We start from the raw sequence: 15,900 nt of genomic DNA, 5'->3' as shown, positions 1-15,900 counted from the left end.
CGGGTTATAACGCTTTAATTCATTACTTCATTTAGTTACCAAGGTGCGGACACCCTGTTTTCAAATCGAGCGTTGATTCACACGCTGAGTCAGTTCTTCCGCTGACTCCTTGCGTTCGGAGTAGCGGTCAACCAGATCCGGGCGCTCGCGCAGCAGCAACGTGAACTTCACCAGTTCTTCCATGACGTCGACCACCCGGTCATACAGCGAGGACGGTTTCATGCGGTTGCCTTCGTCAAACTCCAGAAAAGCCTTCGGCACGGACGATTGATTAGGGATCGTGAACATCCGCATCCAGCGTCCCAGTACGCGAAGCTGATTCACCACGTTAAAGGATTGGGAACCGCCGCTGACCTGCATGACGGCGAGCGTTTTCCCTTGGGTCGGGCGAACGGCGCCCAAGGCCAGCGGCACCCAGTCAATCTGGGCCTTGAATACGGCAGACATGGAGCCGTGGCGCTCGGGTGAGCACCAGACCTGCCCTTCAGACCATTGCATCAGTTCAAGCAACTCCTGAACTTTCGGGTGATCGCCGGGTGCGTCATCCGGTAGCGGTAGTCCCGATGGATTGAAGATCCGCGTCTCTGCACCGAAGTGTTCGAGCAGGCGGGCTGATTCTTCTACCAGCAGCCGACTGAATGAGCGTGCGCGGGTCGACCCGTACAGCAGGAGGATTCGTGGCTTGTGTTGGCCGTCGTCACTGGCTATGGGCTGAATCAATGACGCGTCGAGATTAGGCAGTGGGTTGGTCATGGGGGCTCCGGTTACAGCGTGCTGATGCGGTCGAGTTCGCGCTTCAGCGCATCGCGATCAAGTTGGGCGAAGGGCAGGGCGAGGAACGCCCGGCAGCGCGTTTCGATGCGTGCAAGCGTCGAGTGGAATGCAGCAGCGACGACGGTCTCATCACCCTTCACCTCTGATGGATCTTCCAGCCCCCAGTGGGCCTTGAGGGCCGGTCCGAAGTAGACCGGGCACGCCTCACCGGCGGCCTTGTCGCAGACGGTGATGACAATGTCCGGCGGGTTGACCTCGAAGGCGTCGTTGCCTTTGCTGCTTAACCCGTCGATCGCAATCCCGGCCTCTTGCAACGTGGTCAGGCTGCGCGGCAGAACCTGTCCTTTGGGGAAGCTGCCGGCGCTGATCGCCTGGAAACCTTGCGGTGCGAGATGATTGAACATCGCTTCAGACAGAATGCTGCGACAGCTATTGGCGGTACACATGAACAGAACGCGCATGGCGACTCCTCTTTCCAGACGGGCAGGTGCTAAACGCCCAGGCGCAAGGCCAGGGCAGATAAGGTGATGGGTCAGCAGCAGGCGGCAGTGTTGATAGGCCGGTCGCCCATCGCTTTGAGTCGAGTGTTGTTTTCCTCAAGCCAGACGGCGTTGGCTTCCAGGGTTGTCTCAAGAATGGTGCGAACCCACTTTGGCAGTTCGGGGTTGAGCCGGTAATACACCCACTGACCCTGGCGGCGGTCCAGCAGCAGGCCACATGCCCGGAGCTGCGCGAGGTGACGGGAGATTTTCGGCTGACTGTCGTTCAGGGCGCAGACCAGTTCGCAGACGCATAACTCTCCCTCACGGGTGATCAGTAAGGTGGCCCGTGTGCGAGTTTCGTCGGACAGGCATTTGAATATGGCGGCAGGGGTCAGCATGGAGGCGTCTTCAATACATATGGTTGTCCGAATATACGGTTATCCATATGTTTCGAGCAAGCCAAAATCAGATCGACGTCAGAAAGACGACCTGTCGGACGTGACTTTGCAAAGGGGCTTGAATCAGTGAATGGCTGCTTCTGGGCCTAAAGCTTCAATTTTTGCACTCCGCCAACACCACTTTGCAGGTATTGGGCGTGCCACCGGATTGGCCGGCATAACGTATGCAATTATCCAGGGATTTTTGGCGAGCCATGTTCAAGGTGGTGCCCCAAGCCAGACCGCCCTCGCCGGCAGTGGGCAGCGCTTTTGCATAGCAGCTGTCACCTATGTTTGAGGCCGTATAGCGAGCTGTCGCAGCTTTGCCTGCACATCCCGCTGCCAGTGCCAGGTTGATGGCGAGCAGGGAGGGCAGGATCCATGACGAGCACTGGCGCGCTGTTTTTCCGGTCATCCCGTTTCCCCTGTATCAAGAGGCTAGAGGCATGTTTGTGGTCGTACTCTATTCAGATTAGACGGTGTTGCGCCTGCCCTTGGGTCTGTTTAAACCAGAATTCTCCCGCAACAACAGCGCTCGCTGGACGCCATAACCGCGCCTATGGCATCGTCGAAAAAATACGCCATGTAGTAAACAGGATAAAAACAATGGAGGAGGGTGATGAGATCGGCGCCAAGGCGTCGATGGCCACGCTGACAGCGTTCAATCGGTGCGTGTTGCACCTGGGTCGGCTTGCTCGAGACCGCGGCGCATCCCAATTCATCGCAGACGGCTTGCAGGCCTTCCGCCAACTGGTGCCCTTCGCTTCGGCATGGTGGGGCGAGATGTCGACGTCAGACGCCAGTACTCCCCCTCAAAGCTGGATGCACGGGCGGATCAATCTGCCCGAGTCGTTTGCCGTCGAATGGCACAAAGTGGCGGTCAGCGACAGATTTTCCCAGGAGACCTTAAGTCAACCCGGGGAAGTTGTGCGCGACAGTGGGTTCACCGATCCCTGCGAAGAGGTAAACGATTTCGCACGGCGGCACGACCTCTACCACCTGATGTGCATCACGTTCGAGCTTCCTGAAAGCGGCTTAGTGTTCTTCGTCTGTCTCTACCGTGGCCTTCATGCACCGGCTTTCAACGACAGCGAGGACGGGTTGTTTTCGGCGTTCTGCGACCATCTGTTGCAGTTGTGGCGCTTTCAGGTGCAGGACATGATTCGCTGCGACACGGGCAACGGGGCGAGTGACTTCGGGGTCGCCCGGATGGACGGCAGTCTGCTGTATGTGGGCGCAAGTCTGTGCGCCGCGATTCAGCGCGAGTTGCCCGGCTGGAGCGGTTCAATGCTTCCCGTTGATGTCATCGCGCAACTGCAAAAAGCGCCGTGTGTGATTCGCCTGGGTCGCACTGCAATGACACTTAGCCCCAACGCCGAGCACGTCATCCTGTCACTCGAAACACAGTCGCGCGGGGCGGTGCTGGCACCACGCGAGCGCACGGCGGCGATGCTGTTCGCCGCCGGCCATTCCTATAAGGAAATTGCCAAAATCCTTGCACTGAGTCCGGCCACCGTGCGCACCTATCTGCGCAACTGCTACTTGCAGCTCGGCGTGAAGAGCAAAGTGGAGCTGGGTTCTGTCCTGCGGTCATCGACCTCGCTTGCGGAAACTGCACGTCGTAATTAAGCCCAGCGCCTTAAGCCATAACGCAGTCCTTGTAGCAGCTGCCGAAGGCTGCGTCCGGCAGCTGCTACAAGGACTGCGTTGCTGCTCAACTGACCGGTATTTGCCTTACCCCTCCTCATTTGTGGAGGTCCATCCGACGGCCGCGCTCTATAGGGTATGCCCTGCATATCAGGGGCTTGCGACCGTCCGTTCGGGCCACTTCCACAACTATAAAAATAGAGGTGAGGCAGTTGAAATTCTCCAGGCTATTTATCGCCGTTGCCACGACAACGGCATTTTCCTGCGCGGCGCTGGTGGGGTGTCAGACACACGCTTCGACAGGCGCCGACATGGTCATGCGCAACGGCTATGTCTACACCGTCGACGGCAAGAATTCCGTGCAGCAGGCGATCGCCGTCACGGGCGGGAAGATCGTTTATGTCGGCAGCGATGCAGGGGTTGCCTCGTACATCGGCACGCAGACACAGCTGATCGATCTGGCCGGCCGCATGCTGATGCCGGGCTTCATTGATGCGCACATGCACCCGGGGGATGGCGGCCGCGCCATGACCTTGTGCGACCTGAAATACCAGACGATGACCCGCAAGGCTTTCCAGGAAACCATTCAGGCGTGCCTGGATGCCGACAAGGACAAAGGCCCCGACGTCTGGCTCGAAGTGGGCAGCTGGGACCGCATTGGCATGACCGGACTCGACGGCGACCCCGACAAATCGACACTGGATGCGCTCAAGACCAACCGTCCAATTCAAGTCCGTTCCACCGACTTCCATACGGTGCTGACCAACTCCCGCGGCCTGGCGGTCGCCGGCATCAACAAGCACACGGCCAATCCCGGTGATGGCAAGTACATGCGCGACAGCGCCGGCAACCCGAACGGCATCTGCGAAGACGGAGCCGCCGAGGCCATGGCTGCCGTGGTGCCGCCCGCCACCGACGCCGAGAAACTCAATCAGACCCGCGCGGCGCTCGACGCCATGCGCCAGCAAGGCATCACCAGTTTCTTCGATGCCTTGTCGGGGCCGGAAAATGGCAAAGCGTTTACTACCCTGCAGCAGTCGGGTGAACTGACGGCCCGGGCCTTGCTGGCGATCAAACTCGACCCTGCCGCCGCGGCTGTCGACCCGGACAAAACCATCGCCGAGGCCAAGGCAATGGCCACCACCTACGATCAGGGCGAAGCGAAACCGGCGCCGGGCGTGAGCATGCGCCACGTCAAATTGTTCATGGACGGCATCATCAACGCGCCGGCGGACACCGGTGCCATGTTGACGCCGTACCTGCGCAACGCCGGCACCGATACAGCGCCGAAGTGGACACCCGGCAAGAACACCGGTGAGCTGTACTTCCCGCCGCAAGTGCTCAACCCGTTACTGTTGAAGGCCGTTCAGGCCGGCCTCGATCCGCACCTTCACGCCACCGGAGACCGCGCGGTGCGCGACTCACTGAACGGCATCGAATACGTGCGCCAGCAGCTGCCCGGCAATGGCTTCCGCCCAGCCATTACTCACAACGAGTCGGTGGACCCTGCCGACTATGCGCGCTTCAAGGCGCTCGACGTGACCGCCAACATGTCCTTCCAGTGGGCCCAGCAGGCACCGTCTACGGTTGACGGCACCAACGAGCATTTGGGGGCGGCGCGATTTGCCCGCATGGAGCCGTCCGGCAGCATCGCTCGTGCCGGCGGCCGTGTGGCGTATGGCAGCGACTGGCCGGTCGACCCGCTCGACGAGTTCCTGGCGCTGAAGATCGGTGTCACCCGCTCAGGTGATCCGCTGAACCCGCACAGCTATGGCCCCAAGTATGCGGGCAGGCTGAATGCCGACCCGGCGCTGTCGCGCACTGAAGTGCTGCGCACCATCACCATCAACGCCGCCGAGCAGCTGAAACTGGACGCTGTCGTCGGTTCGGTCGAGGTGGGCAAGTTCGCGGACCTGATCATTCTGGACAAGAACTTCATGCAGGTGCCCGAGGAGGAGTTGGCTCGAAACAATGTGCTGCTGACAGTCGTGGGCGGCCAGGTCGTGTGGGCCAAGGCGCCGTTCGTTGGCCTTGATCCGAAGGCATTGTCCCAGGCATCAGCCGCCCGCCCAGCCCAATAAAAACAAGAGAGTGTTCCGATGCAGCGATTTATTCCAAACCTGTTGGCCGCAGCCCTGGCCTTTTCTTCGGTGCAAGCCATGGCCGCCGCTGACCTTGTGTTGTTCAACGGCAAGGTCTTTACCGCCGAACCCGGTCAGGGACTGGTCCAGGCAGTGGCCGTGCAAGACGGCAAGATTCTCAAGGTGGGCAGCAATGCCGAGATCAACGCCCTGGCCGACACCCGCACGCAACGGATCGATCTGGCGGGCAAGGTGCTGATGCCGGGGATGATTGATACCCACAGTCACCCGGTGGTAGCGGCCTTCGACAGCATGGGCGCCAACCTGCTGGATGAGGTCAAGCCATTGCCGGCGCTTGAACAGTGGATCATTGAACAGGATCAGGCGGGCGTTGCCCGGGCCGGTGACGTGATCAGCATCGCCGGGGTCAGTTCGGCCTATTGGGACAAGAGCCGCGAGCTGGGCGAGCGCTTCAATCAGGGACGCTGGGCGGATCAACCGGTGGTCCTCAACGGGATTGACGGGCACACCGGATGGGCCAACAACGCCATGCTCAAGCGCCTGAAGATCGACGCGGCACTGGTAAAAGGTCTGTCGGAACAGGATCGCAGCTATGTGGGTCACGACGGGGATTTCACCCCCAATGGTTATTTTGCCGAGTCTCGCTGGGACCAGGTACGCAGTCAGATCCCCGCACCCAGCGACGAGACCATGTTGAAAGCCGCCCGCGAGGCAGTAAGGGTCAACAATCAATACGGCGTCACTGCGTGGATGGACGCCGCCGCGAATGCCGGCAGTGGTGATTCGCTGTTCGATTTCAAGGCAACCGAGCAGAGTTACGGCGTGCTGCCGCTTTACCGCGAACTGGCAGAGAAGGGTGAACTCAGCGCCCACGTCGCCGCGCTGCTGTTGACCAACCCGAAAAGCCGACCGGCCGACCTGGAAGTGCTAGCCAAGGTCATGAAGAAATTCGAGGGTGTGCCCAACCTGAGTTTTCCTGGCATCAAGGTATTCGCCGATGGCGTTCTGGAGTTTCCGGGGCAGACCGCCGCGGTGATTGTTCCCTTCAAGAACAGCCATAAAAACGGTCAACTGCTGATCGACCCCGCGCACTTCGGTGAGTTGGTCGTGGCAGCGGAGAAGCGCGACTGGATTGTGCACATGCATGCGGTCGGCGACCGTGCCGTGCGTGAGTCTCTCAATGGTTTTGCTTATGCGCGCAAACTCAACCCGACACCGGTGGCTCATAGCATCAGCCACCTGCAACTGGTCAACCCCAAAGAGTTTCCGCGCTTCAAGCAACTTGGCGTGATCGCTTCCATGCAATTGCTGTGGGCCACCGGTGAGAGTTACACCGTCGAGCTCGTCAAACCCTATATCAGCGCGTTTGCTTACGGTTATCAGTATCCCGCCAAGTCCCTGCATAACGCCGGTGCGGTCATCGCCGGTGGCAGTGACTGGCCGGTGTCCAGCCCCAATCCATGGAACGCCATCGCTCAGGCCAGCACGCGCAAAGGGCCGCTGGGTGTGTTGAATGCCAAAGAAAGCATCGATCGCCAGACCATGTTCTACGCCTACACGCTCAATGCCGCCAAGGCCCTGCGCCTGGAGCAGCAGATTGGTTCGCTGACACCCGGCAAACAGGCCGATCTGATCATCCTCGACCGCGATGTCTTCAAGGTCAGCGATGACGAACTGTTCGACACCAAGGTCCTGAAGACCTTCTTCGCCGGCAAAGAGGTGTACGCGCCCGCGTCCTGACCCTCCGTTCACCCGCACTACGCAAAAGACTGCCTGGCTCCTCGTATGACGAGGGGCTCGGCATCGCCATGCCCGAAATAACCCGCACCTCCATAAAAATAAGAGACTTGTATGAACGCACGCTCAGTATTGACCCTCGCCACTCTTGCATTGGCACCCCTGACCACCCAGGCACTGCCACTCAACGATGACTTCAGCCTGGACATGACCCTGGGAGTCTTCAGCGACTACCGCACCCGTGGCATTTCGCAAACCCTGGGTGATCCGGCGGCTCAGGCCGGCGCCACGCTGATGCACAGCAGTGGGCTGTACGTTGGCGCCTGGACCTCGAACGTCGATTTCGGCGGCGAGTTCAAGACGCGGCAGGAACTCGAGTATTACGCGGGCTACTACTGGCAGGCGACCGAGGCCATCAGCCTCGATCTGGGGTACATCAAGTACGACTATCCAAAGGAGAGCCAATTCAACCTGAGTGAGGTCTACGCCGTCCTTGACGTGTATGGCGTGAAGCTCGGCGCCAACTACTCAAACGATACGCCGAACTTCTTCGGCGAGGACCAGGACACCCTTTACACCTACCTCAGCTACAAAATCGAATTGCCGGCCGAAATCGGCCTGGACCTGCGCGTGGGTCGCAACGATGTCAAAGACCCGGCGTTCTGGTCCGCCAGCGGCGAAAGCCGTGATGCCTACACCGAGTGGGAAGCCAAGTTGACCCGTGACTTCGTGGGCGTGACCTGGGGTCTTAGCTACATTGATACCGACCTGTCGAAAAGCGAATGCACGAGCTGGTACGGCTATGGTGATTTGTGCTCCGCCACGGTGGTTGCCAGTGTCAGCAAGGCGTTCTAAGCGTTCGAGCCCACACAATAAAAACAAGCGCCTCAAAGGAAAACAACGTAATGACCAAGGTCAGCGATAGTCAGCAGCGAAGTCCCCTGATCGAGACACGTTCGATCGATTACATCCCCGAGGCCGAGCGGCATGGCAGCCTCTACAGCCAGTTCACCCTGTGGCTCGGCGCCAACCTGCAAATCACCGCGATCGTCACCGGCGCCCTGGCCGTGGTGCTGGGCGGCGATGTGTTCTGGTCACTCATCGGCTTGCTGATCGGCCAAGTGCTGGGAGGCACAGTCGTTGCCCTGCACGCGGCGCAAGGGCCGAAGCTCGGCCTGCCGCAGATGATCTCCAGTCGTGTGCAGTTCGGGGTCTATGGGGCGGCCATCCCGATTGTGCTGGTGTGCCTGATGTACCTCGGTTTCAGCGCCACCGGTGCGGTGTTGTCGGGGCAGGCGATTGCCCAGTTGATTCATGTCAGCGACAGCGCCGGCATCCTGATTTTTGCCTCCTGCATCGCGTTTCTGACGATCTTCGGTTACCGGGTCATCCACCTGGTCGGCCGGGTGGCCAGCGTGCTGGGCATCATCGCCTTCGTCTATCTGTTTACCCGGTTGATGACCCTCAACGATATCGGTCTGCTGCTGGAAAACCGTCACTTCGGCTGGAGTACTTTCCTGCTGGCGGTGTCGTTGTCCGCCTCCTGGCAGATCGCCTTTGGCCCTTACGTGGCTGATTACTCACGCTACCTGCCGAGCAAGACCTCGTCGTGGAAGACGTTTGCTGCCGTCGGGCTTGGAACGGTGCTGGGCGCTCAGGCGTCCATGGTGCTGGGAGTATTCGCCGCAGCGTTGGCCGGTGCGAACTTCCGCGGTCACGAGGTGGCGACCATCGTCGGGTTGGGCAGCACCGGTGTGATGGCGTCCCTGCTGTACCTGAGCGTGGTGTTCGGCAAGGTCACGGTGTCCACGCTCAACGCGTATGGCAGCTTCATGTGCGTGGCCACCATCATCAGTGGTTTCCGCAGTCGTCTGGAGATATCCGCCCGCCAGCGCATGGTGTTTGTGTTGTTGATTGTCGCGGCGTCCACCACGCTCGCGCTGCTGGGTCAGTACTCGTTTCTCAACACCTTCAAGTACTTCATCCTGTTTTTGCTGACCTTCTTCACACCGTGGAGCGCGATCAATCTGGTGGATTACTACTTCATCAACAAAGAGCGCTATGACATCCCGGCGTTATCCGACCCGGCGGGCCGTTATGGCCGCTGGAACCTGCGCGGGATCAGCGTGTATGTCATCGGTGTATTGATCCAGTTGCCCTTCGTCGATACTCACTTCTACTCCGGGCCGATGGTGGCGCAGCTCGGCGGTGTCGATATTTCCTGGATTGTTGGTCTGGTGGTGCCGGGGATTCTTTATTACGGGCTGGCCAGGACATCAATGCCGGCGGTGGCCCCTGCGCGGAACTGAAAGTCTTAAGGAGGAAAGCAAAAAGATCACAGCCTGCGTACGCCGTCCCTTGTAGGAGCTGCCGCAGGCTGCGATCTTTTGATCTACATTTCCCTTTTCCCGCTCATCACATCAATCCGCAAGGAGACGATCAACATGGACATCCAGGCCCTGCGCGCCGACGCATCCCACCTCGATAAAATCGCCGGCCTGTTCGACGCCTATCGAGGCTTCTACGGTCAGCCATCGAACCTGTCGCAGTCTCGCGACTTCATCGCCGAGCGCATTGCCCGGGACGAATCCGCGATCTTCTTCGCCCAGGCCCCCAGCGGCGAGGCGCTGGGTTTCGTCCAGTTGTTCCCGACGTTCTCCTCCATCGACGCGCACCGCACCTGGCTGCTGGGCGACCTGTTCACAACGCCCACCGCCCGAGGGCAAGGGGTCGGCACGTTGCTGATGAACACCGCGCGAGCCTTTGCGTTGTTGACCGGTGCCAAAGGCCTGTTGCTGGAAACGGCCACGGACAATGTCGGCGCGCAACGGTTGTATGAATCCTTGGGTTATGTGCGCGACACGGGTTACTACACCTACTGCCTCGATTTGAAACAAGGCTGAGCCAACCGCTGCCGGTTACCTCAACTCGTGCAGGAATGCAGCTTGGGCCTTGGGGCACGTGAGAATGCGGTAACGGGTGCTCCGGGAAACACCACGGTCTCGAAAGCGTTCATACACCGCCTGGAAAACTTCACGGTTCAATGCTGGGTGCTGATGCTTCAGGTAGCGTTCACAGCACGCGTTGTAGTGTTCAACCGAAATGAACTTGTTGAACCAGAAGCGATAGAAGTAACCCAGCAGAAAACCCAGGCTGAAGTCGTGATCCAGCACCGAATGCGCGCAGCATTCGAAATCGATCAGGCGCAGCCTGCCATCGGGGCCAATCAGGATGTTCTTGGGGTGCGGGTCCATGTGCACAAACCCCTCGACCAGCGTCTGCCCAAACAGTTGGAAAATGTCCAACAGCAGCGTTTGCGCCTGCTCGGGTTGGGCGATCAGTCGTTCATCGACACTGCAATGGTTGTCGAAAAAACTGACCAGCAAATACTCTTCCTTGAGAAACGGAAAACGTCCGACGTGGCCGAATGCAGCCACTCTGGGCGATGACTCCGACTTGGCGGACACAACGGACAGGTTGATGAATTCGTTGGTCAGGTCATGCAGCCCGAACACACGCTTGAGGCCCAGGAAATTCTGCAGCTGCTTTTTCCAGTGGGTCAGGCGGTTGTGTTTCAACACCCATTTGCGCTCACCTTCGAGCAGGAACACGCTGCGGGTTTCCTCGGGAATATCCAGCAACGCATGTTGATCCGGCTCGGCAAAAAAACGCTGAAGCACCGTCACCAGTTCGTTCTGATCGGACGGATCGAAATGGAAGGTGACGCCAGCAATCTTTTGCTGATTCAGAGGGGAAGTAAGGTGTCTGAGGTGACGCATGTAAAGTCCCTGCTAATGCTTTGCGGTCCATAAAACGCCGGCAATCGAGTGCGACGCTTTGTCGTTATCGGCAGGACGCTGCAGACCCTTACACGCAGAGTTGATTTTTTACCGCTGGGTTGGCTATCCGTCGTCGAGACATGGAACAAGGTTTCACCTCGTGTAAGAAGCGTGTGTCAGATTTCTAAACATCTCCACAGGATGCTTGTTTAAGATCCATCAAGGTTACTTCCTGAAAGCCACAAGACCTTGCGCCGTTGCCTACGGCTGCGCCAGAATCCGCCGGCTTGTGCGCCTTAGGGCCGCTCGGTAACTTGATTCGTGTCACTGCCCATCAGTGATCGGGTTTCGCAGCCTGGGTAAACTCTAGACGCACAACGTCTACCGTCCGTGAGCAGACGCTTCATTAGGTCTGTCATTCATGTCATGGCGGCTGTGCGTGGGAGGCCTTAGGGTCTGCCGGGTTCCTAGAGTCCTGGTCTGCGAACCCGCGTACAGTTGCCACCTTTTTTTCGTTTCGCAGCGAATGGTGGCAGCTCCATTTCTCTAGGAGTTTCACCATGTTCAAGGTCACACCCAATCCGCCGGACACCGATCCGGTCTCCCCGTACGAATCCGATTCAAAGAAGCTCAACGAGGCCGCCGAGCGGGCTCTGAACTTCCACTTCCCGTCGATTGCCGACATCAAAGCCACTCCGCGAACACGCAGCACCCTGTTTTCCGTGGACGCAGAGGCCACGACCGAAACCCTAACGGTGCATCTGGTCGAAACCCTGGCCTCGATTGATGTGATGGTCCACGAGTTGGTGGACCGCCTGGATGGTGGCTCGCGCTATTCCCTGTTGGGCATTGCCAATAACGTCATGCTGGCTGAAATCACGACAAACCGATTGCTGGATAAAATTGATCCACCTGCGTAAGTGCGGTCTGCTGTGGTGAGTGGGTAACTGACGTTGGGTTGGGCAGTTGTCCCCTTTTGGGGGCCGCTGCGCGGCCCAGCGGAAGTACGGTCCTTCGCCACAGGTTCCCGGTGTTTGTTGCCGCTGCTGGCCGGTGATTGGTTTTTGTGTCAGGTCCGGGATTCCGCGTCATCGTTCATCGCGAGCAAGCTCGCTCCCACAGGTATTGCGGCGACTACATGCCCGAATACAAGCCCTACATCCTCGACGGCAAAACCATCATTGCTTCACCGCACAAGGTTTACGGCTCGGAAACCAATGACCTGGCGCTGCAGCTGCGCAAGCACGGTGTGTCGCAAATCATACTGGCGGGCATGGCGGCGAACCTGTGCGTCGAGTCGCATCTGCGCGAACTGCTGGAGCTTGGCTTTGAAGTGGCGGTGGTTCGGGACGCGACCGCCGGCCCGACGACCCCCGAAGGTGATGGCTACCTGGCCGCACTGATCAACTATCGCTACATCGCCAATGCCCTGTGGAGCACGGCGCAAACGGTTGAGTTGCTAAAGGCCAAATAGGTCAAGCAAGAGCAGGCTGTACCTCGCGATGCGGGGTACAGCCTTGCTAACACGAGACGCTCTTCGATTCTATGCAAGCCCGAGAAACGACAGGATAACCACGACAATCACAACTAACCCGACGATATAGATGATGTTGTTCATGAATTTCACCTCTCAATTTGAATCCCACGCGTTGGAGCGTTTTTAAACGGCGCAGACGCGCCACGCTTCAAAAGATCAAACCCCATGAAGGGCAGGCTTTCAGCGCTTGATCAGGGAAATCTTCGTTCCCTCGATGCTGACCCCGGCCATTAACCCTTGCTGGTCGAAGATGAACGCGTAGGCATCGTCCTTCACTGTCGTGCTGGACAGATTCTTCGCAACCCCTTCATCAACCAATACAACGGTGGGCCCTACGCCGACTTCCCAGCCCTTGGTCTCACGAACATAATTCACGGCTTTGTCAGTCATCAGGAACACCGCATAACCGTACGATTGGGCGCCTGCCTGCAGTCCCCAGGACCCGGTTACGGAGTTGTAATAATTCTCCACTTTCGAGCCTTTCATCAGCACGCCTTCGCCATAGCTGCCACCAAACACAAGGCCGGCCTTGATGATTTTCGGGAAGACCAGCACCGCTTTGGCAGTCTGCGAAATGGTTTTGGCAGATGGGGTGGTCTTGTAAAGCGTTTGCAACGCTTGCCGGGAGTCGGCATTCAGGTCCTCGGCGGTTGCCGCACCTGCATTGTTCAGGAGGCTCGCTGATGCCAATGATGCTGTCGCGAGGAAGATCGATAGGAAGAAGCGCATTGACTGAGTCATTTTCATACTCCGGTAAGGGAGCAGGGGATGGGAGCAGTAGTCAGCGCCTGCACCAGACAGGATCCGAACCTACTGAACGTTATCCGGCGCACCCTGATGTGTGTGAATTGCAAAGCGTCGCTTTTGAATGAACCAGGCCCAAGGCCTTTGAACAGTCGCGATGCCATCAGAAGTTTGGACCGCTGTGCAACGGCCGGGTTCGTCGTCAGAAGCTGCTTTTGGCTGTGGATTCAATCGGTCGATTGATCCGTATGCGTTCGACCAAGTCATCTACCCAGTCCCTTTTAGGCAGAATCAACTCAGAAGCCCCAGTACTAAAGGAGGTGCCAATGAAAGCTAAAGGACCATTCCAGTCTGGCGTCATAGGTTTAGGCTCAATCCCATGATCAATAGATACCGGCTGCGATGGCCCATCCACCTCTGCATCTTAAAACGCTGTTCGCCTGAACACTTGATGCAGCACGTCTCCCGCTGAACTTCGTCAATGATGACAATCAGATCCGCCTCACAGCCTGCGATATGAGTAGAAGACCTCACCTGATTTCCGGGTTTCCAGAATAAAAGAGGATTTATCATGAGCAGCACCTTCTTCATTCCATCCGTGAACATGATGGGCATTGGCAGTCTCGACGAAGCGATGCTCGCCATCCGCAAATATGGTTTCCGTAAAGCCTTGATCGTCACTGATGCAGGCCTGGCCAAAGCCGGCGTGGCTGCCAAAGTAGCCAGCCTTCTGGCCCAGCAGGACATCAACTCCACCCTGTTTGATGGTGCCAAACCGAATCCGACGGTCAGCAATGTCGAGAAAGGCCTCGAGCTGCTTGGCCGTAGCGACTGTGATTTCATTATTTCCCTGGGCGGCGGTTCACCCCATGACTGCGCCAAGGGCATTGCCCTGTGCGCCGCCAACGGCGGGCACATCAGTGATTACGAAGGCGTGGATCAATCCGCCAAGCCACAGATGCCGTTGATCGCGATCAATACCACCGCCGGCACGGCGAGTGAGATGACCCGTTTCTGCATCATTACCGACGAAGTCCGGCACGTGAAAATGGCCATCGTCGACCGTAACGTCACCCCACTGTTGTCGGTCAACGATCCTTCACTGATGGCAGGCATGCCCAAAGGCCTGACCGCCGCCACCGGCATGGACGCGCTGACCCACGCTATCGAAGCCTACGTGTCGACTGCGGCAACGCCGATCACCGACGCCTGTGCACTCAAGGCCGTGGAATTGATTTCGGCCAACCTGCGCACTGCCGTTGCCCAGGGTGACGACATGGCCGCCCGGGAAAATATGGCCTACGCGCAATTTCTTGCCGGCATGGCCTTCAACAATGCTTCGCTGGGCTATGTCCACGCTATGGCGCACCAATTGGGTGGGTTCTACGACCTGCCACACGGCGTCTGTAATGCGATCCTGCTGCCCCATGTCGCCAGCTTCAACGCCAGCGTATGCCCGGCCCGGTTTAAAGACATCGCCAACGCAATGGGGGTCGACACCCAGCATCTGGATGCGGAAAAAGGCGCCGCCGCGGCCATCACCGCCATCCGTAAACTGTCTTCGGATGTCGGTATTCCGAGCGGCCTCGCCGAACTGGGCGCCAAGGCCGACGACATCCCGATCCTGGCAACCAATGCCATGAAGGATGCCTGCGGCTTCACCAATCCGCGTCTTGCCAATCAGGACGAGATCGAGCAGATTTTCCATACCGCGATGTAACCGATGTGAAGTGACGCCAGCCAGATCAAAAGCCCCGCCTTCGGTTGAAGTGCGGGGCTTTTTTGGTTCTTCACGAGGTACTCGACTTTGAACTCCGGCAAGCCCTGGTAGCTCGCTATTCCTTGGAGCTAAGGTCGACCGTCCACTCTTGGGTCACGCACTACCCATTTCCTCGTACGAAGCATCGACGACCGTGATGCGCTCATCCCAAGCCGTTTCAGCGACATCGCGGATAATTTCCGCTAGCGTCTCAACATCCACACCCTCGGCCCTGATGCAGGCCAAGCGTCCGGGCGACCAATCGATAACGGTGCACTGTGGGTACTTCCCTAGCAGTGCGGACAGGGCTTCCTGAGGTGGCTCTTTGCGGGTGTACGTGAAGTCAAAGTACGGGGCACTGGCATCCTGAAGCGAGTACACCAGAGCCCAGGCATTTGATGGCCCGGAAAACCAAATGGTGACGTTACGATGCGCCCATTCTGGCCCACCGTTTTTGATGCGGCGAAGTACTTCGATGATCGAATTACAACCGAGTATTCGGATCATGCGATCAGAGTCAAACGTCCAGTCAGGCGCAGGCTGGGAGGCTGCTTTACTGGCCAGAAGTGCAGTCATGCTTGCTTTTCTCTTCATCGCATTACCTTTGGTTTGAACGTCCGCTTCAGGCTGATTGTGTTGAAAAAGTCGGTTTGCCCAAAACGCTCAAATATTGATGGGTACAAACACCTCTTTTGCGTGCTGCTACGTGAAATCTAAGTCGTGAACCTTCTGCCCAAAGCACAGATTGCATTCTCAGGCGCGAACTTTTCTGCCGTGGAAACCGAAGCCGACTTTTTCAACAGCATCGACCCATTATAGATAGTCCGTCCCGCCTTCACCGATACTGGTAACGGTTGGCAGGTAGCTGTCAGCGAGGGTGGAACATGCACCTGTAGACTACG

The 15,900-nt window shown here is 58.2% G+C and carries 15 protein-coding genes and 1 pseudogene; 9 read left to right on the top strand and 7 right to left on the bottom strand.

Annotation, left to right across the window (positions count from 1 at the left end; all coding sequences use genetic code 11):
* Positions 1-60: 60 nt before the first annotated feature.
* From arsH to ASC74_RS24565, 4 genes are all read right to left on the bottom strand, one after another.
* Positions 61-753 (bottom strand): arsenical resistance protein ArsH, encoded by a 693-nt coding sequence (gene arsH / locus ASC74_RS24580; RefSeq protein ID WP_056744786.1) that lies wholly within the window; start codon positions 751-753, stop codon positions 61-63.
* Positions 754-764: 11 nt separating this feature from the next.
* Entirely contained in the window at positions 765-1,235 is a 471-nt protein-coding gene (locus ASC74_RS24575; protein WP_056744785.1) for an arsenate reductase ArsC, read from the bottom strand.
* Between the two features lie 71 nt (positions 1,236-1,306).
* Positions 1,307-1,654 (bottom strand): metalloregulator ArsR/SmtB family transcription factor, encoded by a 348-nt coding sequence (locus ASC74_RS24570; protein WP_056744783.1) that lies wholly within the window; start codon positions 1,652-1,654, stop codon positions 1,307-1,309.
* Positions 1,655-1,808: 154 nt separating this feature from the next.
* The gene (locus tag ASC74_RS24565; protein WP_056744781.1) at positions 1,809-2,108 is read right to left on the bottom strand and encodes a hypothetical protein; all 300 of its coding nucleotides are present in this window, start codon (positions 2,106-2,108) and stop codon (positions 1,809-1,811) included.
* Positions 2,109-2,299: 191 nt separating this feature from the next.
* Here ASC74_RS24565 and ASC74_RS24560 point away from each other — a divergent pair, with 191 nt between their 5' ends.
* The 6 genes from ASC74_RS24560 to ASC74_RS24535 all read left to right on the top strand — a co-directional run bounded on the left by ASC74_RS24560 (position 2,300) and on the right by ASC74_RS24535 (position 10,082).
* A complete protein-coding gene (locus ASC74_RS24560) occupies positions 2,300-3,322 on the top strand; it encodes a helix-turn-helix transcriptional regulator (RefSeq protein WP_056744780.1) in 1,023 nt (340 codons plus the stop codon).
* Between the two features lie 230 nt (positions 3,323-3,552).
* Entirely contained in the window at positions 3,553-5,421 is a 1,869-nt protein-coding gene (locus ASC74_RS24555) for an amidohydrolase (RefSeq protein ID WP_056744778.1), read from the top strand.
* 18 nt (positions 5,422-5,439) lie between these two features.
* Positions 5,440-7,182: an amidohydrolase gene (locus ASC74_RS24550; protein ID WP_056744776.1), complete on the top strand. Its 1,743-nt coding sequence runs from the start codon at positions 5,440-5,442 to the stop codon at positions 7,180-7,182.
* 111 nt (positions 7,183-7,293) lie between these two features.
* A complete protein-coding gene (locus ASC74_RS24545; protein ID WP_056744774.1) occupies positions 7,294-8,034 on the top strand; it encodes a TorF family putative porin in 741 nt (246 codons plus the stop codon).
* Positions 8,035-8,084: 50 nt separating this feature from the next.
* Positions 8,085-9,488 carry a purine-cytosine permease family protein gene (locus tag ASC74_RS24540; RefSeq protein ID WP_056744772.1) on the top strand — a complete coding sequence of 468 codons (1,404 nt, stop codon included), beginning with the start codon at positions 8,085-8,087 and terminating at the stop codon, positions 9,486-9,488.
* 135 nt (positions 9,489-9,623) lie between these two features.
* Entirely contained in the window at positions 9,624-10,082 is a 459-nt protein-coding gene (locus ASC74_RS24535; protein ID WP_056744770.1) for a GNAT family N-acetyltransferase, read from the top strand.
* Positions 10,083-10,097: 15 nt separating this feature from the next.
* Here the strand turns inward: ASC74_RS24535 and ASC74_RS24530 are convergent, their stop codons facing one another.
* Positions 10,098-10,958 carry a phosphotransferase gene (locus ASC74_RS24530; RefSeq protein WP_056744768.1) on the bottom strand — a complete coding sequence of 287 codons (861 nt, stop codon included), beginning with the start codon at positions 10,956-10,958 and terminating at the stop codon, positions 10,098-10,100.
* A 560-nt stretch (positions 10,959-11,518) separates the two neighbouring features.
* Here ASC74_RS24530 and ASC74_RS24525 point away from each other — a divergent pair.
* Positions 11,519-11,878 carry a DUF6124 family protein gene (locus ASC74_RS24525; RefSeq protein WP_056744766.1) on the top strand — a complete coding sequence of 120 codons (360 nt, stop codon included), beginning with the start codon at positions 11,519-11,521 and terminating at the stop codon, positions 11,876-11,878.
* A gap of 212 nt (positions 11,879-12,090) precedes the next feature.
* Positions 12,091-12,432 (top strand): annotated as a pseudogene (locus ASC74_RS24520) (cysteine hydrolase family protein); the annotation flags it as partial.
* Between the two features lie 243 nt (positions 12,433-12,675).
* On the opposite strand, the gene ASC74_RS24515 reads toward ASC74_RS24520, so the two are convergent.
* A complete protein-coding gene (locus ASC74_RS24515; RefSeq protein ID WP_056744764.1) occupies positions 12,676-13,236 on the bottom strand; it encodes a YSC84-related protein in 561 nt (186 codons plus the stop codon).
* A gap of 574 nt (positions 13,237-13,810) precedes the next feature.
* Between ASC74_RS24515 and yiaY the strand changes: the two genes are divergently transcribed.
* Entirely contained in the window at positions 13,811-14,959 is a 1,149-nt protein-coding gene (yiaY, locus tag ASC74_RS24505) for an L-threonine dehydrogenase (protein ID WP_056744760.1), read from the top strand.
* 153 nt (positions 14,960-15,112) lie between these two features.
* On the opposite strand, the gene ASC74_RS24500 is transcribed toward yiaY, so the two are convergent.
* On the bottom strand, positions 15,113-15,574 hold the full coding sequence (locus ASC74_RS24500; RefSeq protein WP_236713340.1) for a hypothetical protein: 462 nt from the start codon (positions 15,572-15,574) through the stop codon (positions 15,113-15,115).
* Positions 15,575-15,900: the final 326 nt, after the last annotated feature.

The sequence above is a fragment of the Pseudomonas sp. Root329 genome, assembly GCF_001424925.1.
In the GTDB taxonomy this organism is placed as follows: Bacteria; Pseudomonadota; Gammaproteobacteria; order Pseudomonadales; family Pseudomonadaceae; genus Aquipseudomonas; species Aquipseudomonas arabinosi.
The sequence above is the reverse complement of the archived record's forward strand: the minus strand, read 5'-3'. Positions and strand labels throughout refer to the sequence as shown.

What these genes read in the sequence shown, in the direction of transcription:
- ASC74_RS24575 (WP_056744785.1), bottom strand. Translation starts at nt 1,235, where the DNA reads ATGCGCGTTCTGTTCATGTGTACCGCCAATAGCTGTCGCAGCATTCTG.
- ASC74_RS24515 (WP_056744764.1), bottom strand. Translation starts at nt 13,236, where the DNA reads ATGACTCAGTCAATGCGCTTCTTCCTATCGATCTTCCTCGCGACAGCA.
- ASC74_RS24550 (WP_056744776.1), top strand. Translation starts at nt 5,440, where the DNA reads ATGCAGCGATTTATTCCAAACCTGTTGGCCGCAGCCCTGGCCTTTTCT.
- ASC74_RS24535 (WP_056744770.1), top strand. Translation starts at nt 9,624, where the DNA reads ATGGACATCCAGGCCCTGCGCGCCGACGCATCCCACCTCGATAAAATC.
- ASC74_RS24540 (WP_056744772.1), top strand. Translation starts at nt 8,085, where the DNA reads ATGACCAAGGTCAGCGATAGTCAGCAGCGAAGTCCCCTGATCGAGACA.
- ASC74_RS24530 (WP_056744768.1), bottom strand. Translation starts at nt 10,958, where the DNA reads ATGCGTCACCTCAGACACCTTACTTCCCCTCTGAATCAGCAAAAGATT.
- ASC74_RS24570 (WP_056744783.1), bottom strand. Translation starts at nt 1,654, where the DNA reads ATGCTGACCCCTGCCGCCATATTCAAATGCCTGTCCGACGAAACTCGC.
- ASC74_RS24525 (WP_056744766.1), top strand. Translation starts at nt 11,519, where the DNA reads ATGTTCAAGGTCACACCCAATCCGCCGGACACCGATCCGGTCTCCCCG.
- arsH (WP_056744786.1), bottom strand. Translation starts at nt 753, where the DNA reads ATGACCAACCCACTGCCTAATCTCGACGCGTCATTGATTCAGCCCATA.
- ASC74_RS24545 (WP_056744774.1), top strand. Translation starts at nt 7,294, where the DNA reads ATGAACGCACGCTCAGTATTGACCCTCGCCACTCTTGCATTGGCACCC.
- ASC74_RS24565 (WP_056744781.1), bottom strand. Translation starts at nt 2,108, where the DNA reads ATGACCGGAAAAACAGCGCGCCAGTGCTCGTCATGGATCCTGCCCTCC.
- ASC74_RS24560 (WP_056744780.1), top strand. Translation starts at nt 2,300, where the DNA reads ATGGAGGAGGGTGATGAGATCGGCGCCAAGGCGTCGATGGCCACGCTG.
- yiaY (WP_056744760.1), top strand. Translation starts at nt 13,811, where the DNA reads ATGAGCAGCACCTTCTTCATTCCATCCGTGAACATGATGGGCATTGGC.
- ASC74_RS24500 (WP_236713340.1), bottom strand. Translation starts at nt 15,574, where the DNA reads ATGACTGCACTTCTGGCCAGTAAAGCAGCCTCCCAGCCTGCGCCTGAC.